This window comes from Streptomyces sp. BHT-5-2, assembly GCF_019774615.1.
Taxonomy (GTDB): domain Bacteria; phylum Actinomycetota; class Actinomycetes; order Streptomycetales; family Streptomycetaceae; genus Streptomyces.
In genome coordinates this window covers 5,129,283-5,150,941 of record NZ_CP081496.1, presented here as the reverse complement: position 1 = coordinate 5,150,941, position 21,659 = coordinate 5,129,283, and the positions used below count along the sequence as shown (strand labels likewise).

Sequence of the window (21,659 nt, the reverse complement as noted above, 5' to 3'; positions counted from 1 at the left end):
CGGCCGAAGGCCCCGTACGCAGGCGGCGTACGGGGCCTTCGGCCGTCCGGCGGCTGCCGCTCCTCCGCTGCTCAGGCCCCGGTCGCGCCGTCCAGGGCCTCGCGGAGCAGATCCGCGTGCCCGTTGTGGCGGGCGTACTCCTCGATCATGTGGACGTAGATCCAGCGCAGGTTGAGGGTGCGGCCGCTGCGGACGGTGAAGGTCTCGTCGAGGCCGCGGTCGGCCACCGCCGCGTCGCAGGCCGCGATCTCGGCGCGGAAGGCCATGTGTTCCGCCTCGGCCCGGGCCGGGTCGAGGTCGTCGAAGTCGGCGTCCGGGGCGTCGTCGGTGCAGTAGAGGCTGTCGACCGCCTCGCCGACGAACCGCTGCCGGAACCAGACGCGTTCGGCGTAGGCCAGATGACGCACCAGGCCGAGCAGGGTGAGCGGGGACGGCGGGGTGGCGGGCCGGGCGAGCTGCTCGGCGGTCAGGCCCGCGCACTTGGCGAGCAGGGTGTCACGGTGGAAATCGAGCCAGCCCTGCAGCATCGCGCGCTCGCTCACGGCGGCGGGTGTGTCCCGGCGTTCGATCCGGGGTGCGGTCCATGTCATGACGGGGATTGTGGGCCGTACGGGGCGGCCCGCGCCACGGAGTTGTCGGCCCGCGGTGGGCCGGTGACCTGCGTCGCCACGGCCGGGAAGGTGTTGACCTCGCCTACCGACACCGTTAGCTTCGCTATACGGATTGTTGATTCCGTTAAGCGGAAATGCTCGGGGTCGGCGACGGCGGCGGGCACAAGCACCGGGAGGGTACCGAGATGGGGCAGCAGGAGACCGTGGCGACGAGCCTCGCGGACACCGTACGCGAGGGCATCGGGGCCGCTCTCGCCGAGGTGGACGCCGACCTGGCGCGGCGCTACCCGGGCGACCCCGGCACCCGCCAGCCGGTCCACACGGTCTACGTCCCCGGCGACACCTTCACCGCCGGCACCATCCGCTCCTGGGGCGACCAGGCGCTCGCCATGCTCGACGAGCACGCCCCCGACGCCGGCGCGCTCGCGGCCGTCCTCGGACTCCCCGACGACCTCGCCGGCCCGGTGTACGAGCGGGTCCGCGCCAAGCTGGAGCGCGAGCCCGTCGAGGACCTGCGGATCGACTTCGAGGACGGCTACGGCCCGCGCTCCGACGCCGAGGAGGACGAGACCGCCGCCCGCGCCGCCGCCCTGGTCGCCGCCGCCCACGAGAACCGCACCGCCGCCCCCTACATGGGCATCCGCATGAAGTGCATGGAGGCCGCCGTCCGCGACCGCGGCATCCGCACCCTGGACATCTTCCTCACCGGCCTCATGGAGGCCGGCGGCCTGCCCGACGGCCTGGTCCTCACCCTCCCCAAGGTCACCTACGCCGAGCAGGTCACCGCCATGGTCCGGCTGCTGGAGGCGTTCGAGAAGGCCCGCGGCCTGGCGCCCGGCCGGATCGGCTTCGAGATCCAGATCGAGACCACCCAGGCCATCCTGGGCGCCGACGGCCGCGCCACCGTCGCCCGCATGATCGAGGCCGCCGAGGGCCGCGCCACCTCCCTCCACTACGGCACCTTCGACTACAGCGCCTCCTGCGGCGTCAGCGCCGCCTACCAGGCCAGCGACCACCCCGCCGCCGACCACGCCAAGGCCGTCATGCAGGTCGCCGCCGCCGGCACCGGCGTCCGGGTCTCCGACGGCTCCACCAACGTCCTGCCGGTCGGCCCCACCGCCCAGGTCCACGACGCCTGGCGGCTGCACCACGGCCTCACCCGCCGCGCCCTGGCCCGCGCCTACTACCAGGGCTGGGACATGCACCCGGGCCACCTCCCGACCCGCTACGCCGCCGTCTACGCCTTCTACCGCGAGGGCCTGGAGAAGGCCGCCGCCCGGCTCACCGCCTACGTGGCCAAGGCCGGCGGCGACGTCATGGACGAACCCGCCACCGCCAAGGCCCTCAGCGGCTACCTCCTCCGCGGCCTCGACTGCGGCGCCGTCGACCCCGCGGAGGTCGCCCGCCTTACGGGGCTGACACGGGCGGAACTGGACGGGTTGGCGGGTCGTCCGGCGAAGCTCGGCTGACATCCCACGTTGTCGGCGCTCCCGCCGTGGGGGTCGCGGTCTTTCCGCCTTCGGCGGAGGGGGTGTGTCGGGCGGGGCGCCCGGTTGCCGGTGGGTGCCGGGTGCGGTCCTCCGGGGGCTGGTTGCCCCCTTCCGTGAGTTGGCCGCCCCCGCCCGGTGAGGGGTGAGGGAAGAGGGCCGGAGCGGGGTGCTGCTTGTACCTCTTCTCCCACCGGGGCGGGATCCCGTCCCCGTACGGGAGGGGGCGGTGCCGGAGGGGTGGGTGTTCGGACGTAAAGCGCAGCAGTCCGAACACCCACCCCGGAGGCACCGAACCCGGCACCCACCACCCAGCGGGGCCCCGCCCCGACACCCCCTCCGCCGAAGGCGGAAAGACCGCAACCCCCACGGTGGGAGCGCCGACCACGTGGGGCGTCACCCGGTGGGCCGGATCTCGCCGGACCCGCGCGCGATCAGGCGCGTCGGGATCTCCAGCCGCTGGGGCGGTTCGTCGGTGCCGTCGAGGCGGCGGAAGAGGAGGGTGGCGGCGGTGCGGCCGAGGCGGGCGGCGTCCTGGGCGACGACCGTGATGGCGGGGCGGACGAGGTCGGCCAGTTCGAAGTCGTCGAAACCGACCAGGGCGACCGGGCGCGGGTGGTCGCGCAGGACCCGGACGGTGGTGACGGTGACGCGGTTGTTGCCGGCGAAGAGGGCGGTGACCGGCTCGGGGGCGGTCAGCATGGCCGCGGCCGCGGCGCGGACCCGGTCGGGGGCGGTGGAACCGGGGGAGACCCAGGCGTCGGCGACCGGCAGACCGGCCTCGGCCATCGCGGTGCGGTAGCCGCGCAGCCGCTCCTTGGCGGTGTGGATGCCCGGCTGGTCGCCGATGAAGCCGATCCGGCGGTGGCCGTGTGCGATGAGGTGGGCGACCGCGGCCCGGGCGCCGCCGAAGTTGTCGGAGAGGACCACGTCGGCGTCGATCCGGCCGGCCGGGCGGTCGACGAAGACGGTCGCGACACCGGCGGCTATCTCGGGCTCCAGATAGCGGTGGTCGTCGCCGGCCGGGATGACGACCAGCCCGTCCACCCGGCGGGCGCACAGCGCCAGCGCCAACTCCTGTTCGCGGGCCGGGTCCTCGGCGCTGGAGCCGTTGATCAGCAGGGCGCCGTGGCTGCGCGCGACCTCCTCCACGGCGCGGCTGAGCGGGCCGTAGAAGGGGTCGGCGAGGTCTTCGAGGACCAGGCCGATGCTGGCCGTCCGGCCCTTGCGCAGGACCCGGGCGGAGTCGTTGCGACGGAAGCCGAGCGCGGTGATGGCCTCCTGGACCCGGCGTTCGGTGTCCGGGGTGACGCCCGGTTCGCCGTTGACCACCCGGGAGACGGTCTTCAGACCGACGCCGGCCCGCGCCGCGACGTCCTTCATCGTGGGGCGGGTGCCGTAGCGATGGGAGGTGCCGCGGGCGGTCTCGGTCACGAGTGCGGTCCTGTCTGGAGGGGGCGGATGCGGTGCCGGGGCGCGGGTGGACGGGGCGCGCGGCCGGACCGTCGTGTGGCGACGAGCATAGTCCCTGGACAACGTTGTCAATTGCCGGAAGACTGGCGTTCTCACGCCGGGCCGGACCCCGGCCCCCCGGGCCCACCAGGAGAATTCGACACCGATGCAGACGGACCTCAGCGCAGCGCTGGACATTGGCGGCACCAAGATCGCCGGCGCTCTGGTGGACGCGCAGGGCAGACTCGTCGTCCGGGCCGCCCGGCCGACCCCCGCGGACCAGGACGGCGCCACCGTGATGCGCGCGGTGGCCGAGGTCGTCCGGGAGCTGGCCGCCGGGCCGGACTGGGCGCGGGTGGCGGCCGTCGGCATCGGCAGCGCCGGCCCGGTGGACGCCGCGGCCGGCACCGTCAGCCCGGTCAACATCCCCGGGTGGCGCGACTTCCCGCTGGTCGCCGGCGTGCGGGCGCTGGTCGGGGAGCTCCCGGTGACGCTGGTGGGCGACGGGGTCGCGATGACCGCGGCGGAGCACTGGCAGGGCGCCGCGCGCGGCCACGACAACGCGCTGTGCATGGTGGTCTCCACCGGGGTCGGCGGCGGACTGGTCCTCAACGGGCGGCTGCACCCGGGGCCTTCGGGCAACGCGGGGCACATCGGGCACATCAGTGTCGACCTCGACGGCGACCCGTGTCCCTGTGGGGCGCGCGGCTGCGTGGAGCGGATCGCCAGCGGCCCCAACATCGCCCGCCGGGCGCTGGCCGACGGCTGGCGGCCGGGCCCCGACGGGGACACCAGCGCCGCCGCGGTCGCCGCCGCGGCGCACGCCGGCGACCCCGTCGCGCTGCGCTCCTTCGCACGGGCCGGACAGGCGCTGGCCGCCGGGATCGCCGCCACCGCGACCCTCGTCGACATCGACATAGCGGTCGTCGGCGGCGGGGTGGCGGGCGCCGGCGAGGTGCTCTTCGCTCCGTTGCGTTCCGCTCTGCGGGACTATGCGACGCTGTCGTTCGTCTCCGGGCTGACGGTGGTCCCCGCACGGACGGGGACGGACGCCGGCGTGGTGGGTGCCGCCGCGGCCGCCGCACAACAGTCCCGTCTCGATGCGTTCGCCCCTGCTCCATAGGGGCATCGGCCGAGCCCCTCCGCCCCGTAGTCTGGTGCCGGCCGTCTTGAGGGCCGAGGCGCGGCGCCCCGGCACCCGGACGGACCGGCCGCGGTGGGGCATGGACTCGTAGCGAGGGGATCGGCACGGTGACTTCGGGGGAGCACGAGCAGCGCGGGGCGGACGAGGCAGGTGCGGCGGGCGGTGCCAACGGCACCGGACCGGCGGGCCGGGAGCCGGGTGCCGCGGCCGGCGGGGTGCCGCGGGCGGCCGCCCGCAGCGGCCCCCGGCGCGGTGCCGACGACGACCTCACCGGGCGGGTGCTGGGCGGCCGCTACCGCGTCACCGGCCGGATCGGCCGCGGCGGCATGGGTGTGGTCTGCCGGGCCGACGACCAGGTGCTGGGCCGCGCGGTCGCCCTCAAGGTCCTGCGGGCCTACACGGACGCCTCCGCTCCGGAACTCGCCGACCTGCGCACCCGGATGCAGCGCGAGGCGCGGGCCGCGGCCCGGATCCGGCACTCCGGCGTGGTGACCGTCCACGACGTCATCGAGGAGGACGGGCGCCCGGTCATCGTCATGGAGCTGGTGGACGGGCCGTCGCTGGACGACGCCGTCGGCGAGCACGGACCGAGGGACCCCCGGGAGATCGCCCGCATCGGCGCCGCCGTGATGGACGCGCTGGACGCCGCCCACCAGGTGGGCGTGCTGCACCGCGACGTCAAGCCGGGCAACGTCCTGCTCGACCGCACCGGCCGGGTGGTGCTCACCGACTTCGGCATCGCCAGTATCGAGGCCCCCGGCGACGGCGCCACCACCAACATCACCCGCAGCGGCGAACTCGTCGGCTCCCTCGACTACTTGCCGCCCGAGCGCGCCCAGGGCATGGACCCCACCCCGGCCTCGGACATCTGGTCGCTGGGCATGACGCTGTACGCGGCGGTGGAGGGCGGCACCGCGCCGTTCCGCCGCACGTCGGTGTACTCCACGCTGACCGCGATCGTCACCGAACCGCTGCCCGAGCCGCGCCGGGCCGGGCCGCTGACGCCCGTGCTGCACGCCCTGATGGCCAAGAACCCGGCCGACCGCCCGTCCGCCGCCGAGGCCCGCAGCATGCTCCGGGCGGTGGCGGACGGCCGCGACCCCGGTGTGACGCCGCCCGCCCCGCCGTCGGCCGCTCCGCCCGGCCTGTCGTACGCGCCCACCGCGACGGACGTGACGGCGGGGGGCGGGCCGGTGCCCGGTCCCGCCGGCTCCGGCGTGGCACCGGCCGGCTGGCTCGGCGGGCCCGGTGCCCAGGCCGGCGCCGCCCCGCAGCCGCCGGCCCCGTACGCGCCGCAGGGTCCGGCCGCCCACGACCCGTCGGCCACCGCGGCCGGCTCCTCGATGGGTGCCACCGGACCGCACCCCTATCCGGGCGGCGCGAACGGCGACACCACCCGGCTGCCGGCCCGTCGCCGCCGTCGGGTGCTGCTGGCGGCGGCGGCCGTCCTGGCGGTGCTGGCCGGTGGCGGTGGGCTCACCTACGCGCTGGTGGGCGGCGGTTCCGGCGACCGGGACACCGCGGGCGGCCGGCAGCCGGCCGCGCCGGTCGGCTCGCCCACGGCGGGCCGGCCGAGCGTGTCCGCCGGGAAGGGCGGCGACGGCAAGGCCCTGAGCCCGTCGCCGTCCGACGCGACGACACCCTCGGGCGACACCTCCGCGTCCGGGAACCCCGAGCCCGGTGGCCCGGGCGGCAGTTCGGGCGGCCAGAACGGCGGAGCGGCCGCGGGCGGCGAACAGGGCGGCACAGCCGGCGCCGCCGGTGGGGCGCAGGGCGGCACGTCGGGCGGCGCACACGGCGGCACGACCGGTGGCTCCGGCGGTGGCTCCGGGTCCGGCGGTGCCGGTGGGGGCAGCGCCGGCACCGGCGGCGGGCCGACCCAGGGCCCGTCCTGCGTCGACGTCGGCGGCGGCAAGGCCAACTGCACCGTGTGGCGCACCGCGGCCTCGTACACCGCCTCCTTCCAGCAGGTCGGCCATCTCAACATGGGCACCAACTACTTCTACTGCCAGGCGAAACTGGGCCGTCGCGAGACGTCCGGGAAGTGGACCAACGTGTGGTGGGCCAAGACCGACGACGACAGCGGCAACTCCGGTGTCTACATCAGCGTCGTCTACCTCACCGGCGGGGAGAACGACCAGCCGGTGCCCGGGCTGCGGGTCTGCTGAGGCGCGGGGTCCGCTGAAGCGCGGGCGGCGCGCCCGGCGCGCCGGGCCCATGGGACTCCGGCATATGCGACGTACCGCCCCGCCCCCGGTCGGCCGGACGCCATCCGCGGGTGGGGGTTTCGGTGCTGGAGGGGCGGGGGAGCGCTTGTTTGCCGGGACTTCGCGGCGGGGGAAGCGGACCGGCATCCTCCGTGCGGTGTGTTCCAGAGGCGGTGTTCCCGGCCCTGCGCGCGGCCCGTGATCCCGAGCGTTTCCGTGGCAGGGTGTTGCGGGCAACTCACCTGGGTCTAGGGAAGAGGGGAAACCGTGATCGTCTGGCTGAACGGCACGTTCGGTGCGGGCAAGACCACTGCGGCTCATGAACTGCTCGACCTGCTTCCCGGAAGCACGCTCTACGACCCCGAACTCCTGGGCAGCGGGCTGCGGTTGATGCTGCCTGCCAAGCGGTTCGAGGAGGTGGACGACTACCAGGACCTGCCGTCCTGGCGGCGGATGGTGGTGGACACCGCGGCCGCACTGCTCACCGACGTGCCGGGCCCGCTGGTCACGCCGATGACGCTGCTCCGCCAGGAGTACCGCGACGAGATCTTCGGCTCCCTCGCCGCCCGCCGGATTCCGGTCCGACATGTTCTGCTCCATGCGGAGGAAACGATCCTGCGCGAGCGGATAGCCCACCGCGAGGAAATCCCCGGCGACCCCGAGGGCAGCGCCTCGGCCCGCCGCTGGTGCCTGGAGCACCTCGGGCCCTACGCCCGGGCGCTGGACTGGCTCAAGGGCGACGCGCACGTCGTCGACACCACGACGCTGACGCCGCGTCAGACCGCCGAGCGGGTCGCCGAGGCCGTCCGCACCGGAGCCGGTGCCTGCGACATCGTGCAGACCCCCGAACCCACCGCGGAGACCCTCGCCGCCGGCGTGCTCCTCTTCGACGACCAGGGCCGCGTACTCCTGGTCGATCCGACGTACAAGCCCGGCTGGGAGTTCCCCGGCGGCATCGTGGAACCGGGCGAGCCACCCGCTCGCGCGGGCGTGCGCGAGGTCGCCGAGGAACTCGGCATCCAACTCCCTTGCACACCACGGCTGTTGGTCCTCGACTGGGAAGCACCCAAGCCGCCCGGCTTCGGCGGTCTCCGCCTCCTCTTCGACGGCGGCACCCTCACCGAGGACCGCATCGGCGACCTCCTCCTCCCCGGCTCCGAACTCCGCGCCTGGCGCTTCGTCACGGAGTCCGAGGCGGAGTCGATGCTGCCGCCGGTACGCTGGAACCGCCTACGGTGGGCGCTTCGCGCCCGGGAGCGGGGGTGTCCGCTGCATCTGGAGGCCGGCGTGCCCTTGGGGTGACCCCCACGTTTTCGGCTTTCCCGCCGTGCGGGTTCCTGTTTTTTGCGCCTGGCGGCGCTTGGACTTTGTGCCTGGCGGCGCGGGTCCGCTGCGCGGGGCTGTTCCGGCCCGCTTCGCGGGCGTTGTTGGTCCGCTGCGCGGGGCTGTTGGGTGCGGTGACGGGCCTCCGGGGCAGGGGGTGTGTCCGGACTGCTGCGCTTTACGTCCGGACACACCCCCTGCCCCTCCGACCCGTCCCCTCCCGTTGTGGGTCATGAAAACCCATAGACGGGGCAACGGTTATCGGTCCCCTGCGAGCTCTGGATTGATGGGCGACCGTCCCTCTACGCCTGACCGTCGGCCATCAACGAGTGACCGTCAGCGGACCACTGGGGCTGGCCCCCACCCACCGTCTTATGACCACTCACGGGAGGTGACGGGTCGGAGGGGTGGTGTGTCGGACGTAAAGCGCAGCAGTCCGACACACCACCCCCGGAGGCCCGTCACCGCACCCAACAGCCCCGCGCAGCGGACCAACAACGCCCGCGAAGCGGGCCGGAACAGCCCCCGCGCAGCGGACCGGCCCCGCGCCGCAAGCGCAAAGGCCAAGCGCCGCCAGGCGCAAAAAACAGGAACCCCTATGGCGGGGCAGCCGACTACGTGGGGATCAGCCCCGCTTCGCGAACCGCTGGAGGAACAGCGCCTCCGCCAGCGAGAGCCTCCGGAGCTCCTCCGGGCAGACGCTCTCGTTGACGGCGTGGATCTGCGCCTCCGGTTCGCTGAGGCCGATCAGCAGGATCTCTGCGTCGGGGTAGAGGGCGGTCAGCGTGTTGCAGAGGGGGATCGAGCCGCCCATGCCGGACGTCTGCATCTCCTGGCCGTCGTACGCCTCGCGCAGCGCCTCGGCCATGGCGGCGTAGGCGGGGCTGGTGGTGTCCGCGCGGAACGGCTGGCCCTGGCCGACCTGCTCGGCCGTGACCCGGGCGCCCCAGGGGGCGGCGCCCTCCAGGTGGGCGGTGAGCAGCTTGGTGGCCTCGGCGGCGTCGGTGCCCGGCGGCACCCGCAGGCTCACCAGGGCGCGCGCCGAGGCGTGTACGGACGGGGTGGCGCCGACCACCGGCGGGCAGTCGATGCCGAGGACCGTCACCGCGGGGCGGGCCCAGAGGCGGTCCGCGACGGTGCCGGTGCCGATGAGTTCGACGCCGTCCAGGACCTTGGCGTCCGAGCGGAAGTCCTCCTCCGGGTACTGCAGGCCCTCCCAGGCGGCGTCCGTGGTCAGCCCGCGCACGGTCGTCGAACCGTCCTCGGCGCGCAGCGAGTCCAGGATGCGGATCAGCGCGGCCAGCGCGTCCGGGGCCGCGCCGCCGAACTGGCCGGAGTGCAGATTGCCCGCCAGGGTGTCGACCCGGACCTGCACCATCGTCATGCCGCGCAGCGTCGCGGTGACCGTCGGCAGCCCGGCCCGGAAGTTGCCGGCGTCGCCGATGATGATGGCGTCGGCGGCCAGCAGTTCGGGGTGCGCCTCGGCGTACCGCTCCAGGCCGCCGGTGCCCTGCTCCTCCGAACCCTCGGCGATCACCTTGATGTTGACCGGGACGCCGCCGTGCTCCTTGAGGGCGCGCAGCGCGGTCAGGTGCATGATCACGCCGCCCTTGCAGTCCGCGGTGCCGCGTCCGTACCAGCGGCCGTCGCGCTCGGTCAGCTCGAACGGCGGGGAGATCCAGGCGGCCTCGTCCAGCGGCGGCTGGACGTCGTAGTGCGCGTACAGCAGCACGGTCGGCGCACCGGCCGGGCCGGGGAGGTGGCCGTAGACGGACTGGGTGCCGTCGGGGGTGTCCAGCAGTGCCACGTCCTGGAAGCCCTCGGCCCGCAGTGCGTCGGCGACCCAGCGGGCGGCGCCCTCGCTCTCGCTCTTGGGGAACTGTGCGAAGTCGGCGACCGACTTGAAGGCCACCAGCTCGGTGAGCTCGGCCCTGGCGCGCGGTTGCAGCGCGGCGACGGTCTGGGCGAGCGGGCTGTCGGACATGGAACGCTCCTTGTGGGCGCGACGGCGGGTAGGCGCGGCACGTCCGGCGGAGTGGGCCGGGCGGGCCGGACGTACGGGTGTGCGTATCACCGATCTTCCCACAGGCGGTCCGGCCGGACGCGGCCCGTAGGATGCGGGGCGGTACGCGCAGCCAGGCATCGGACGGGAGCGGAAGCACAGGTGAGCAGCGAGCAGGCAGCCGAGGGCGAGCAGCAGGTGTGGGACGTCGTGGTGGTGGGCGCGGGGCCCGCCGGCGCCTCGGCGGCACACGCCGCGGCGTGTACGGGACGCCGGGTGCTGCTCCTCGAGAAGGCCGAACTCCCCCGCTACAAGACCTGCGGCGGCGGCATCATCGGCCCGTCCCGGGATTCGCTGCCACCGGGTTTCGAACTTCCGCTGCGCGACCGGGTGCACGCCGTCACCTTCACGCTCAACGGCAAGCTGACCCGCACCCGTCGTGCCAAGAACACGCTCTTCGGGCTGGTCGACCGCCCCGAGTTCGACGCCGCGCTGGTGGCGTCCGCCAAGGACGCCGGGGCGCAGCTGCGGACGGGCGTCACCGTCTCGCGGGTCGAGCAGCACGGCGGCAACGTCCCCGACCGGCGGACCGTCGCGGTGGTGCTCGGCGGCGGCGAGGTGGTGCTGGCGCGGGCCGTGATCGGCGCGGACGGCAGCGCGAGCCGGATAGGCGCGCACGTCGGCGTCAAGACCGACCAGGTCGACCTCGGGCTGGAGGCCGAGATCCCGGTGCCGGAGACGGTCGCCGAGGACTGGGCGGGCCGGGTGCTCCTCGACTGGGGCCCGCTGCCGGGCAGTTACGGCTGGGTCTTCCCCAAGGGGGACACCCTCACCGTCGGCGTGATCTCGGCCCGGGGCGATGGTGCGGCCACCAAGCGCTATCTGGACGACTTCATCGGCCGGCTCGGCCTGGCCGGCTTCGAGCCGCGGATCTCCTCCGGGCACCTGACCCGCTGCCGCACCGACGACTCCCCGCTCTCCCGCGGCCGGGTGCTGGTCTGCGGCGACGCGGCCGGTCTGCTGGAGCCCTGGACCCGCGAGGGCATCTCGTTCGCGCTGCGCTCGGGGCGGCTGGCGGGCGAGTGGGCGGTGCGGATCTCCGAGGCGCACGACGCGGTGGACGCCCGCCGGCAGGCCCTGAACTACGCCTTCGCGATCAAGGCCGGGCTGGGTGTGGAGATGGCGGTCGGCCGGCGGATGCTGGCCGCCTTCGCGCGCCGCCCGGGGATGTTCCATGCCGCGCTGACCGGACTCCGGCCCGCGTGGCGGGCGTTCGCGAAGATCACCCGCGGTTCGGCCACGCTCGCCGAACTGGTGCGTACGCATCCGCTCGCCCGGCGCACGCTGGACGCCTTCGACCGGGCGGAGGCGGCCCGGGGGACCGTGCCCGCCGCCCGGCCGGAGGAGATCGGCGACCCGGAGCCGGCGGCCGAACGGCGGTGACACGCCGGGCGGCGTCGCGCGCCCACCGGCGGCCGCGGCCGGTGGCCCGCGTACTCCCCGGGGAGTAGCCGCGGCCACCGCGTCGGGCGGACGCCGCCGCGCCCGCCGCGGTCTAGCGTGGCGGCATGGACAACGCACGGCCGCCGTGGGCGCGGCGACCCGGCGCGGCGGGGGAGCGGTGGGCGGCGGGCCCGGGGCCCGGAGGGCGGGCCGGCGGCCGGCTGCCGTGGCGCTCGACGCTGGCGGTGACCGTACTGGTCACCGTGGGCAGCAACGCCGCCGCCCACAACCCGCACGGACGCGTCCCGCTCGATCCCCTCGGCCATGTGCTGCTCCTCGTCGGAGCCCTGCTGCTGCTCTTCCGGCACCGCTTCCCGCGGGCCACCGCGTCGGCCGTCGCCATCTGCTGCGCCGCCTACTTCGCGGCCGGCTACCCCTACGGACCGATCTTCGTCACCCTGGCCCTCGGCGCCTACGCCGCGATCGTCGCCGGGCACCGGGTGGTCGCCTGGTGCGCGGTGGGCGGGGTCTGGCTCGTCCACCTCCTGGTCGCGCACTGGCTCTACCGCTGGCTGCCTCCGCACACCGGCCCCGCCCCCTGGGCGCAGGAACTGGTCGTCGCCGCCTGGGTGGTGGCCGTACTGGCGGCCTCCGAACTCGCCCGGGTGCGCCGCGAGCAACTGGCCAGGGCACGGGCCGAACGCGCCGCCGCCGAGCGCCGCCGGGCCGACGAGGAGCGGCTGCGGATCGCCCGCGAACTGCACGACGTGCTCGCGCACAGCATCTCGGTCATCAACGTCCAGGCGGGCGTCGGACTGGCGCTGCTGGACTCGGACCCCGAGCAGGCCCGCACCGCGCTGACCACCATCAAGTCCGCGAGCAAGGAAGCACTCGGCGAGGTCCGGCAGGTCCTCGACACCCTGCGCACCCCGGGGGACGCCCCGCGCGCCCCGGCTCCGGGCCTGGACCGGCTGCCCGAACTCACCGAACAGGCCGGGGGCGCCGGCCTCGCGGTGGACGTCACCACCGAGGGCGCCCGCGTCGCCCTGCCGCCCGGCACCGACCTCGCCGCCTTCCGCATCGTCCAGGAGGCGCTCACCAACATCGTCCGGCACTCCGGCTCGCGCACCGCCCGGGTGCGGCTCCGCTACGCTCCCGGTGCGCTGGAGATCCGGGTCGACGACGACGGCCCGGCGACCGCCGGCGGCACCGAGCCGGCCGGCGGCGGCAACGGACTGGCCGGGATGCGGGAGCGGGCCGCGGCACTGGGCGGCAGCGTCGAGGCGGGCCCCCGGCCGGACGGCGGCTTCCGGGTCCGGGCGCACATCCCGCTCGCCGCCAGGGCCCGCACCGCCACCGAGGAGGAGTCGTGATCCGGGTACTGCTCGCCGACGACCAACTGCTCGTCCGGGCCGGCTTCAAGGCGCTGCTGGACGCCCAGCCCGACATCGAGGTGGTCGCCGAGGCGGCGGACGGTCAGGAGGCGCTGGCCGCCGTCCGCGCGCACCGTCCGGACGTCGTCCTGATGGACATCCGGATGCCCGTCGTCGACGGCCTGGCCGCCACCCGCCGGATCACCGAGGACCCCGCGCTGCGGGACGTCAGGGTCGTCATGCTGACCACCTTCGAACTCGACGAGTACGTGTTTGAAGCGATCCGTTCCGGGGCCTCCGGCTTCCTGGTCAAGGACACCGAGCCGGAGGAACTCCTGCGGGCCGTGCGCGCGGTGGTGGCCGGCGACGCGCTGCTCTCGCCGGGGGTGACCCGCCGGCTGATCGCGGAGTTCGCCGCCCGCTCCAAGGAGCCGGCGCCGGCCGCGGCCCTCCGCTCCCTCACCGAACGCGAGCGGGAGGTGATGGCCCTGGTGGGCATCGGGCTCTCCAACGAGGAGATCGCCCGCCGCCTGGTGGTCAGCCCGCTCACCGCCAAGACCCACGTCAGCCGCACCATGGTCAAGCTGGGCGCCCGCGACCGCGCCCAACTGGTCGTCCTGGCCTACGAGTCGGGACTGGTCCGCCCCGGCTGGCTGGGCTGAGGAGCGGCGACGGGGCGGGGAGGTCGCCGTCTCCGCCCGGCCGTGCGGTCGGGGGGAGTGGGGCGGTGGGCGGCGGGACGGAGTGGGGCGGGGGTGCGCCGCTGCCGAGCGACGCGTGGCACACGGGGTGGCCGGGGCATGCCCCCACGCGGCACCCCGGCACCCACAGCGGCAGCGGGCACCGGCACACGCCGTACCCGGCACAGGGGAGCATTCCCACCTCGCCCTCCGCCCCGACCGCCCGCCACAGCGTACGGATCAGATGGCCCCGCGCTCCTGTCAGATGGCCCCGCGCTCCTGCCAGAGCTTCGGCAGGGACGGGTCGCCGGAGACCTTCAGGCCGTCCCACGGCAGGCGGTTCCACAGCGCCAGATACAGCTCCTCGGCCGGACCCTCGACCGTGCAGTCGGGCGCGGCCCCGTCCGCTTCGGGGGTCGGCACCGTGCGCGGCGGTGCGTCGGGCGTGAGGTGCACCGTCCAGTCGGCGTCGGGGGTGTCGGTGGCGCGCAGCCGCAGGCTCCGCGGTGCGTCCGGGTGCACTCGGCTGCGGCTGCCGGCGTGGAAGCCCGCCAGTATCTCGTCGACGCCGTCGGCGGCGAAGCGCGCCGGCAGCGGCGTGAGCGGCACGCCGGCCGCCTGCTGGGCGTCGGCGCGGTGCACCGACGTCTCGTGGGCCTGCCGGCGCGCCCAGAAGGCGAGCGGGGACGGCGCGGGCAGGAACGTCCACGTCCGCAGGTCCGCCGGCGCGGTGTGCAGCGCCACGACCAGGCGGTGATGGCCCTCGCGCAGCCAGGGCACCAGCTCGTCGTCGGCCGGCATCGGGTCCTCCGGGAACGGCTGCCGCTGCTCCTGGGGCTCGGTGATGTGTTCCGCGGCCCAGCGGTGGACCCGCCCCATGTGGTGCACCAGATCGCGCATCCGCCACTCGGGGCACGACGGCACCGGGGCGTCGGGGCCGGCTTCGTCGGCGGCGTCCGCGAGCAGCCCGCCGTCCAGCCGAAGGGTTTCGACGAACTCAGTGATCTCCATGCGTCCGAGTCTGCCAGCCACCACTGACAACCGACCCCGCCGGGTTGCCCGCCCCCGGCCGGGCGCACCCACCACTCCACCGCCATGACCTCAACCGCCCCCGACTGGACGGCAACCGGCCGTCAGCCGACCTCAATCGCACATCAACCGGACAGGGGGCCGGGGGCCGTGGCCGACAACGCGCCTGCGGGCGGCGGAGGTTGGGGCTCCGGATGCGCTCAGCCGACGGAGGGTGCCGCTCCGCTCCGGTGTGCCCCGCGCGCCATGTGCGCGACCAGCGCCGCCACCGCGGCCAGCAGCGCAACCGTGGTCAGGGCGACCGGCAGGCCCCACACCTCGGCGAGGAAACCGATGGCGGGCGGCCCCAGCAGCATGCCGCCGTAGCCGATCGTGGACGCGATCGCGACCCCGTCCGGCCCGCCGGCGGCCCCGGCCCGCGCGATGGCGATCGGGAAGATGTTGGCCAGCCCCAGGCCGGCGATCGCGAAGCCCGCGCAGGCGCCCCACGCGGTCGGCGCGAGCGCCCCCAGCAGCATCCCGGCCGCCGCGGTGGTGCCGCCCACGACGAGGGCCCGGGTCGGACCGAAGCGTTCGACGATGGCGGTCCCGGACAGTCGCCCGGCGGTCATCGCCAGCGCGAACACCGCGTAGCCGGCGGCCGCGAGCCCTGGGGAGGCGGCCAGGTCCTGGGTGAGGTGCAGGGCACCCCAGTCGGCCAGCGCGCCCTCGCCGTAGGCCGTGCACAGTGCGATCACCCCGAAGACGCACACGAGCCGGCGGGTCCGGCCGGAGACGCGGGACCGTTGCGGCCGCCGCTCCGCGGCCACCGCGCCCCGCTCCTCGGCGGGCGGCACCTCCGCCCCGGAACCAGCACCCGTACGCGTACCCGTATCCGTGCCCGTGCGTCCCCGCACCAGCGGGACGCCCGCGACGGCCGTCACCAGCAGCCCGCACACCGCCAACGCCAGCAGATGCGCGAACGGTGAGAGTCGGCCCGCGACCAGACCGCCGAGCCCGGCGCCGATCATCCCGCCCAGGCTGAAGGCGGCGTGGAAGCCGGACATCACGGGGCGGCGCAACGTCGCGATCAATTCGACCGCGGCGCTGTTCATGGCGACATTGAGAGAGCCGTAGGCGGCGCCGAACACCAGGAGCACCAGCCCCAGCACGGTGGCCGAAGGGGCCAGTGGGGGCAGCAGGATGCTCAGCGCGAGCGCGGCACCGGAGGCGACGGTCACGGCATGGCTGCCGAAGCGCCGGCACAGTCGCCCGGTGAGCATCATGAACGCCACCGCCCCGAACGAGACGCCGAGCAGTGCCAGCCCGAGGGTGCCCGCACCGGCGCCGGTCTGCGCCTTGATCGCGGGAATCCGCACGACCCAGCCGGCGAAGAGGAAGCCGTCCATGGCGAAGAACGCGGTGAGCGCGGCGCGCATCCGGCCCGGTCGTGGGGGGACGCGCACGACCGGCGCACCAGTACGCGCCCCCGGCGCACCGGTATGCGCCCCGGACGAGATGTCACTCGCTCCGGGCGGGACGTCACACGTTCCGGGCGGGACGTCATCCGCCCCGCTATGCGGTGATCTCGCAGCCTGCAACGGCTTGGAGGAGGAATGGGCCCGATTGCGGGTCAAGGCCGTGCGTATTTTGTTTAGCGTCGGCACAAAGCCAGAATAGAGGTGTGACCCAGACTCGGACAACCAGGCTGGAGCGGGGCCGTAGCGCCCTCGGACCCGCACTGGAGCTCGTACACACCGGACGCGCCCCCACCCGCGCCGTCCTGACCACCGAACTCGGCGTGACCCGTGCGACCGCGGGGGCGGTGGCCGCCGAGCTCGAAGCGCTCGGCCTGATCACCGTCGACTCCCGACCGCACGCCTCCGCGGGCTCCCAGGGGCGGCCCTCGCACCGGTTGTCCGTCAACGAGAACGGCCCCGTCGTGCTCGCCGCCCAGATCCACGCCGACGGCTACCGCGCCGCCCTGGTCGGCCTCGGCGGCCGGGTCGTCGCCACCACTCCCAGCTGCGGCATCATCCCCGCGGACCCGGCGCACGTCCTGGCCGAGGTGGTCGAGGCCGGCGCCGCCCTGCTGCACGAGACCGGCCGGCGCTGTCTGGGCGCGGGCCTCGCGGTGCCCTCCGCGGTCGCCGAACCGGACGGCGAGGCGCTCAACCCGCTCCACCTGGCCTGGCCTTCGGGTGCCCCGGTCCGCGAACTCTTCCTGCGCGCGCTGGCCGACGCCGGCATCCCCGGCGTCACCGAGAAGATCGGCTTCACCGGCAACGATGTCAACCTCGGCGCGCTCGCCGAACACCGTCACGGCGCCGGCCGCGGCGCCCGCCACCTGCTCTGCGTCGCCTCCGGCCACCGGGGTGTCGGCGGTGCGCTGGTGCTCGACGGCCGTCTGCACAGCGGCAGTTCGGGCCTCGCCCTGGAGGTCGGGCACCTCACCGTCAACCCCGAGGGCGCGCCCTGCCACTGCGGCAGCCGCGGCTGCCTGGACGTGGAGGCCGACCCGCTCGCCTTCCTCGTCGCCGCCGGCCGGGAACCGGGACCGGAGGTCTCGCTCGTCCACCAGGCCGGCGAACTCCTCCGCAACGAGTACGCCGACCCGGGCGTACGCGCCGCCGCCGACCTCCTCATCGACCGGCTCGGCCTGGGCCTGGCCGGCCTGGTCAACATCCTCAACCCGGACCGCATCATCCTCGGCGGCCTGCACCGCGCACTCGTCGAGGCCGACCCGGAACGACTGCGTGCCGTCGTCGCCGAACGCAGCCTGTGGGGGCGCAGCGGTGGCGTCCCCATCCTGCCGTGCACCCTGGACCACAACAGCCTCGTGGGCGCGGCCGAGTTGGCCTGGCAGCCCATCCTTGACGACCCGTTGGTCATCCTTCCCTGACGGTCCGCTGCGCGTAGCCGGCGTTTCCGCCGGGGTTTGCCGCTTGTCTGTTGCGCCTGCGGCGCGGTGCCCGCCTGACGGCGGGATTGTGGTCCGCTGCGCGGGGCTGTTGGGTGCGGTGCCGGGCCTGCGGGGGTGGTGTGTCGGACTGCTGCGCTTTACGTCCGACACACCACCCCCTCCGGCCCGTCCCCTCCCGTTGAGGGTCATAAAGACGGTGGGTGAGGGCTGGCCCCAGTGGTCCCCTGACGGTCACTCGTTGAGGGCTGACGGTCACTCGTTGAGGGACGGCCGCCCCTCAGTCCAGAGCCCGCAGGAGCCCAGCAACCGTTGCCCCGTCTATGGGTTTTCATGACCACCCACGGGAGGGGACGGGTCGGAGGGGCAGGGGGTGTGTCCGGACGTAAAGCGCAGCAGTCCGGACACACCCCCTGCCCCGGAGGCCCGTCACCGCACCCAACAGCCCCGCGCAGCGGCAACGCAGTCGATGCGCCGCAGGCGCAAACGGCAAGCGGCAAACCCCGGCGGAAACGCCGGCTACGTGGGACGCGGCCATTCGGCCGCAAACGCTCGGGAGGGGTTCGCGGTCAACATGCCCCGTACGGCCGCCGCCCCCACCGCGGCCTCCAGGCGCGGTCGTAGCCTGCGCAGCAGATACCGCAGGCCGGGGCCGCCGTTGACTGCGCGGGCGGCGGCCGTCGTGGTGTCGCCGCCGAGCAGGATCCGGTCGGCGAAGCCGGCGTCGCAGAGGGCGGCGACCGCGTCCGGCATCCGCCAGTCCGTGGGGTGGTTGGCGCGCGAGGGGCCGTCGAAGGCGAGGTACGCGCCGGAATCGGCGGCCATCCGGTGCACCGCGAAGTCGGGTGAGCGGTTGAGATGGCCGAGGATCACCCGGTCCGGCGGGACCGCCAACTCGCCGCACAGCAGGTCGAGGACGTCCAGCGCGCCGGTGCCCAGCTCCAGGTGGACGCCGATGGGCGTGCCGGTCGCCCGGTGGGCCTCCGCGGCGGCCGTCATGGTGTACCGGGCGTGCCGGTCCAGCCCGTGGAAGCCGCCGGCCACCTTGATCATGCCGGCCCGCGGCCGGGGCTCCGAGGAGTCCCCGGAACCGGCGCTTCCGCCGTCGGTACCGAGGGTGCCCATGGCGCCCATTCCCTCGGTGAGTTCGCCGACGAACAGCTCGGCCAGGTCGGCCGAGGTCGACAGCCCCTCCAGGGCGTCGGGGTGATAGTGCGCCGCCTGGTGGAGCCCGGTCGCGGCGACGATCGTGACGCCCGACTCCCGTGCCAGCCGGGGGAGTTCGGCCGCGTTGCGGCCCATACCGTACGGCGTCCACTGGATCACGGACGTTCCGCCGGCGCCCCGGAAGGTGCGCAGTTCGGCGGCGGCCGCGTCGGCGTCGGCCAGTTCCTGGCCCGGGAGTTGGGGGCTGCTCATGAAGAGGTGGTCGTGGGCGTCGCAGACGCCGAGCCGGTCGGGGGCGATGTCGCCCAGAACCGTCCGGACGGTGGGGCCGGGTGTGGCCGCGGGGCTCGGGGTCACCACTGCCGCCCGGCGCCCAGCCGGCCGACGCCCGGGGCAGACAGGTGCAGCACCTGGAAGCGCTCCCCGACGGCGGATTCCGGGGCGGCGCCCGCCCACAGGGTGAAGTGGAGCAGTTCCCAGCGCCTGGGATCGAGGCCCAGGGCGGTGGTGTGCACCCCGTCCGCGGTCGCCGGATCCTCGTGCGCGGCGAGGGCGTCCTCGACGACGGCCGCGAGGTCGGCGCCCTCGGGGACGGGCACGGTGCGCCGGGTGAAGGCGGTGGGGAGCCGGTCGGCCGCGGGGCCCGGACGGTGGTACAGGCCCTGCCAGTTGTGGACCGCCGGACGTCCGAAGTCCCGGACCACTCCGCGGAAGCCGTCGCCCAGCAGGAAGCGGTTCATCGCCTCGTCGTCGGCCCAGAGGTAGAACGGCGCGTACTCGTTGACCGGCGAGCCGTCCGTGCCGCGCTCCCGGATGCCATAAGCCTTGAGGCCGAGGCCGTCGAAGCCGTCCAGGAGGTGGCCCCTGGTCCTCACGCGGTGCCGGATGATCTCCATGTCGTAGTCGGCGGGCAGGGTGACGCTGTACTGCATGGCGTGCATCGGGTGCTCCGTAGGGGAGGGGAGAGGGGCAGGGGCGTCGCTCAAGGGGTGGCCGGGTCGTTCCCGTGCGCCGGCGCCGCGGTGGACTGCGCGGCCAGCAGCGCCAGCAGGCCGTGTACGGCGGCGTCGAAGGGCGCGGGGTCGTCGGCCGCCCGGGCCAGGACATAGCCGCCCTGGACGACCGCGACGACGCCGGCCGCGGTGGCCGACGGGTCGAGGGCGGCGGTGAGTTCGCCGCGCCGCTGCCCCTCGGTGAGCACCTCGGCGATCCGCTGCCGGAGCCAGCCGAACATCTCGTCCAGCGGCGCCCGGAGTTCGGGGTCCTGCACCACGTCGCGGTCCTGCGTCATCCGCCCGATCGGGCAGCCGCGCAGCACCTGCCGCTCCCGGAGCAGATAGGCCGCGACGCGGTCGTACGCCGTGCCGGGAGCCGCGAGGAGTTCCTCGGTCGCCGCCCGCATACCGTCCGCGGTGCGCCGGATCGCCGCCAGCGCGAGATCGGACTTGCCCGCGAAGTGGTGGTACATGCTGCCCTGGCCGACGCCCGCGCGCTCCAGGATCGCCTTGGGGCTGGTGCCGACATAGCCGCGCTCCCACAGGAGTTCCTGGGTGCTGGTGACGAGGCGTTCCCGGGTGCTGCCGGCCGGAGGAGCGCCGGCTGCCGTCGTCCCGCTGTCGTCCCGCATGCTCTTGCTCATACCTTGACTGTACATACTGGTAGTTACAGAGATCAAGAAAGCGAGGGGTCGGGGGAGTGAGGGATCGAGGGCGGGGGAGGTCGAGAGGGGGAGGGGAGAGGCGGCCCTCGGAGCGCCCCCCGGCCCCGGCCTACTCCCCGCCCCCGCCCGTGCGCCCCGCTCATACCCCCACCGTCGTATCCCCACCGCCGCCGCCCGTACGACGACGTGGCCTCGTTCGGGCGCGACGCTCGAAGGGAGAGATCCGGCGACTCGGGCCGGTTCGTTCCGTCGAGGAGTTGACTTTCATGAACGCACTGGCAGCGCACTGGTCCGGCGGCGGCCCGGGGCCGTGGATCCTGTTCGTCCCGCTCGTCTGGGCGGCCGTCGTCCTGGGTGTGGTGACGCTGCTGCGCCGTGCCGGGTGGCGGCGTGGTGGCCCCGGGCGGGCCTTCCCCGGGCCGTGGTCCGGTCCCCGGACCGCGGGTGGGGGTGACGCCCCGACCCCGATCGCCGTCCTCGGTCGCCGGTTCGCCGCGGGCGAGATCGACGAGGAGGAGTACTGGCGGCGGTTGTCCGTCCTGGAGGAGCACTTCGGCGGGGGCCGTAAGGGGAGCGCCGCGTAACGCCCCGGCCCGCGGTCAGCCGACCCGCGCGCTCCGGGGTCGGGGTCGCGGGTCGGCGGCCGCGTCCTCCAGCGGCGCGGTGTCCCAGCGGGTGTGCGGCGCGCCGGCCTCCTCGGGGGCGGCGGTCAGAGCGGGGAGGGTGAACCAGACGACCTTGCCCGGGTCGTGCGGGCGCACTCCCCAGCTCTCGCTGAGCGCCGCGATCAGGGCCAGGCCGCGGCCGGAGGTCTCCCAGCCGTCGGCGTCCCGGAGGCGTGGCAGCCGGGGGTCGAGGTCGTGCACCGAAACCGTCAACTGGTCGAGCAGTACGTACAGTTCGATCGTGCACTGCTTGCTGGGGCGGGCGTGCCGGTGGACGTTGGCGAGGAGTTCGGTCACCCCCAGGGCGGCCGGATCGACCAGGGCGTCGAGGTGCCAGAGGCGCAGTTGCGCGGAGACGATTCTGCGCGCGTGGCCGATGCGGGCCGGGTCGGCCTGGAGCTCCACCGTGCAGTGTCTGCTGGGCTGCCTGATCACGACCGCGACTCCCTGATGAGGCCGGGCGCCCCTCGTACCGGGGAGGGGCGAAGATCGGAACCAGCGATGCCGATGCCGGCTG

The 21,659-nt window shown here is 74.8% G+C and carries 18 protein-coding genes; 9 read left to right on the top strand and 9 right to left on the bottom strand.

Going from position 1 to position 21,659, the window contains the following annotated elements:
- Nucleotides 1-71: 71 nt before the first annotated feature.
- Nucleotides 72-590, bottom strand: a complete 519-nt coding sequence (locus K2224_RS22780) for a DinB family protein (RefSeq protein ID WP_221908372.1) — start codon at nt 588-590, stop codon at nt 72-74.
- Between the two features lie 206 nt (nt 591-796).
- Between K2224_RS22780 and K2224_RS22775 the strand changes: the two genes are divergently transcribed.
- Nucleotides 797-2,080 (top strand): DUF6986 family protein, encoded by a 1,284-nt coding sequence (locus K2224_RS22775; RefSeq protein ID WP_221908371.1) that lies wholly within the window; start codon nt 797-799, stop codon nt 2,078-2,080.
- Nucleotides 2,081-2,494: 414 nt separating this feature from the next.
- Here the strand turns inward: K2224_RS22775 and K2224_RS22770 are convergent, their stop codons facing one another.
- Nucleotides 2,495-3,532 (bottom strand): LacI family DNA-binding transcriptional regulator, encoded by a 1,038-nt coding sequence (locus K2224_RS22770; RefSeq protein ID WP_221908370.1) that lies wholly within the window; start codon nt 3,530-3,532, stop codon nt 2,495-2,497.
- A gap of 184 nt (nt 3,533-3,716) precedes the next feature.
- Here K2224_RS22770 and K2224_RS22765 point away from each other — a divergent pair, with 184 nt between their 5' ends.
- From K2224_RS22765 to K2224_RS22755, 3 genes are all read left to right on the top strand, one after another.
- Nucleotides 3,717-4,673, top strand: a complete 957-nt coding sequence (locus K2224_RS22765) for an ROK family protein (protein ID WP_221908369.1) — start codon at nt 3,717-3,719, stop codon at nt 4,671-4,673.
- 347 nt (nt 4,674-5,020) lie between these two features.
- On the top strand, nt 5,021-6,862 hold the full coding sequence (locus K2224_RS22760; protein ID WP_221909881.1) for a serine/threonine-protein kinase: 1,842 nt from the start codon (nt 5,021-5,023) through the stop codon (nt 6,860-6,862).
- A gap of 306 nt (nt 6,863-7,168) precedes the next feature.
- A complete protein-coding gene (locus K2224_RS22755) occupies nt 7,169-8,203 on the top strand; it encodes an NUDIX hydrolase (protein ID WP_221908368.1) in 1,035 nt (344 codons plus the stop codon).
- Nucleotides 8,204-8,849: 646 nt separating this feature from the next.
- Here the strand turns inward: K2224_RS22755 and K2224_RS22750 are convergent.
- Entirely contained in the window at nt 8,850-10,208 is a 1,359-nt protein-coding gene (locus K2224_RS22750; RefSeq protein ID WP_221908367.1) for a dipeptidase, read from the bottom strand.
- A gap of 180 nt (nt 10,209-10,388) precedes the next feature.
- Between K2224_RS22750 and K2224_RS22745 the strand changes: the two genes are divergently transcribed.
- From K2224_RS22745 to K2224_RS22735, 3 genes are all read left to right on the top strand, one after another.
- Nucleotides 10,389-11,669 (top strand): geranylgeranyl reductase family protein, encoded by a 1,281-nt coding sequence (locus K2224_RS22745; RefSeq protein ID WP_221908366.1) that lies wholly within the window; start codon nt 10,389-10,391, stop codon nt 11,667-11,669.
- A 125-nt stretch (nt 11,670-11,794) separates the two neighbouring features.
- On the top strand, nt 11,795-13,042 hold the full coding sequence (locus K2224_RS22740) for a sensor histidine kinase (protein ID WP_221908365.1): 1,248 nt from the start codon (nt 11,795-11,797) through the stop codon (nt 13,040-13,042).
- Nucleotides 13,039-13,704, top strand: a complete 666-nt coding sequence (locus K2224_RS22735) for a response regulator transcription factor (protein ID WP_221908364.1) — start codon at nt 13,039-13,041, stop codon at nt 13,702-13,704. The genes K2224_RS22740 and K2224_RS22735 overlap by 4 nt, the downstream gene beginning before the upstream one ends.
- Before the next feature lie 279 nt (nt 13,705-13,983).
- Here the strand turns inward: K2224_RS22735 and K2224_RS22730 are convergent, their stop codons facing one another.
- Complete coding sequence (locus tag K2224_RS22730) at nt 13,984-14,733, bottom strand: maleylpyruvate isomerase family mycothiol-dependent enzyme (protein ID WP_221908363.1); 750 nt, start codon at nt 14,731-14,733, stop codon at nt 13,984-13,986.
- A gap of 218 nt (nt 14,734-14,951) precedes the next feature.
- Nucleotides 14,952-16,169, bottom strand: a complete 1,218-nt coding sequence (locus K2224_RS22725) for an MFS transporter (RefSeq protein ID WP_221909880.1) — start codon at nt 16,167-16,169, stop codon at nt 14,952-14,954.
- A gap of 245 nt (nt 16,170-16,414) precedes the next feature.
- Between K2224_RS22725 and K2224_RS22720 the strand changes: the two genes are divergently transcribed.
- Nucleotides 16,415-17,632, top strand: a complete 1,218-nt coding sequence (locus K2224_RS22720) for an ROK family protein (protein ID WP_221908362.1) — start codon at nt 16,415-16,417, stop codon at nt 17,630-17,632.
- Nucleotides 17,633-18,169: 537 nt separating this feature from the next.
- Here the strand turns inward: K2224_RS22720 and K2224_RS22715 are convergent.
- From K2224_RS22715 to K2224_RS22705, 3 genes are read right to left on the bottom strand one after another with little or no spacing between them, the layout of a single operon-like run.
- Complete coding sequence (locus tag K2224_RS22715; protein ID WP_221908361.1) at nt 18,170-19,174, bottom strand: phosphotriesterase; 1,005 nt, start codon at nt 19,172-19,174, stop codon at nt 18,170-18,172.
- Nucleotides 19,171-19,758 carry a DUF4865 family protein gene (locus tag K2224_RS22710; RefSeq protein ID WP_221908360.1) on the bottom strand — a complete coding sequence of 196 codons (588 nt, stop codon included), beginning with the start codon at nt 19,756-19,758 and terminating at the stop codon, nt 19,171-19,173. Before K2224_RS22710 ends, K2224_RS22715 begins: the two co-directional genes overlap by 4 nt.
- A gap of 41 nt (nt 19,759-19,799) precedes the next feature.
- Nucleotides 19,800-20,456, bottom strand: coding sequence for a TetR/AcrR family transcriptional regulator (locus K2224_RS22705; RefSeq protein WP_260692899.1), 657 nt, complete (start codon nt 20,454-20,456; stop codon nt 19,800-19,802).
- A 287-nt stretch (nt 20,457-20,743) separates the two neighbouring features.
- Between K2224_RS22705 and K2224_RS22700 the strand changes: the two genes are divergently transcribed.
- Nucleotides 20,744-21,061 carry an SHOCT domain-containing protein gene (locus K2224_RS22700; RefSeq protein WP_221908359.1) on the top strand — a complete coding sequence of 106 codons (318 nt, stop codon included), beginning with the start codon at nt 20,744-20,746 and terminating at the stop codon, nt 21,059-21,061.
- Nucleotides 21,062-21,076: 15 nt separating this feature from the next.
- On the opposite strand, the gene K2224_RS22695 is transcribed toward K2224_RS22700, so the two are convergent.
- Nucleotides 21,077-21,577 carry an ATP-binding protein gene (locus K2224_RS22695; RefSeq protein ID WP_221908358.1) on the bottom strand — a complete coding sequence of 167 codons (501 nt, stop codon included), beginning with the start codon at nt 21,575-21,577 and terminating at the stop codon, nt 21,077-21,079.
- Nucleotides 21,578-21,659: the final 82 nt, after the last annotated feature.

Coding starts and splice junctions, on each gene's coding strand:
- K2224_RS22780 (WP_221908372.1), bottom strand. CDS start 590: ATGACATGGACCGCACCCCGGATCGAACGCCGGGACACACCCGCCGCC.
- K2224_RS22775 (WP_221908371.1), top strand. CDS start 797: ATGGGGCAGCAGGAGACCGTGGCGACGAGCCTCGCGGACACCGTACGC.
- K2224_RS22765 (WP_221908369.1), top strand. CDS start 3,717: ATGCAGACGGACCTCAGCGCAGCGCTGGACATTGGCGGCACCAAGATC.
- K2224_RS22760 (WP_221909881.1), top strand. CDS start 5,021: ATGGGTGTGGTCTGCCGGGCCGACGACCAGGTGCTGGGCCGCGCGGTC.
- K2224_RS22750 (WP_221908367.1), bottom strand. CDS start 10,208: ATGTCCGACAGCCCGCTCGCCCAGACCGTCGCCGCGCTGCAACCGCGC.
- K2224_RS22740 (WP_221908365.1), top strand. CDS start 11,795: ATGGACAACGCACGGCCGCCGTGGGCGCGGCGACCCGGCGCGGCGGGG.
- K2224_RS22730 (WP_221908363.1), bottom strand. CDS start 14,733: ATGGAGATCACTGAGTTCGTCGAAACCCTTCGGCTGGACGGCGGGCTG.
- K2224_RS22725 (WP_221909880.1), bottom strand. CDS start 16,169: ATGCGCGCCGCGCTCACCGCGTTCTTCGCCATGGACGGCTTCCTCTTC.
- K2224_RS22710 (WP_221908360.1), bottom strand. CDS start 19,758: ATGCACGCCATGCAGTACAGCGTCACCCTGCCCGCCGACTACGACATG.
- K2224_RS22705 (WP_260692899.1), bottom strand. CDS start 20,456: ATGAGCAAGAGCATGCGGGACGACAGCGGGACGACGGCAGCCGGCGCT.
- K2224_RS22700 (WP_221908359.1), top strand. CDS start 20,744: ATGAACGCACTGGCAGCGCACTGGTCCGGCGGCGGCCCGGGGCCGTGG.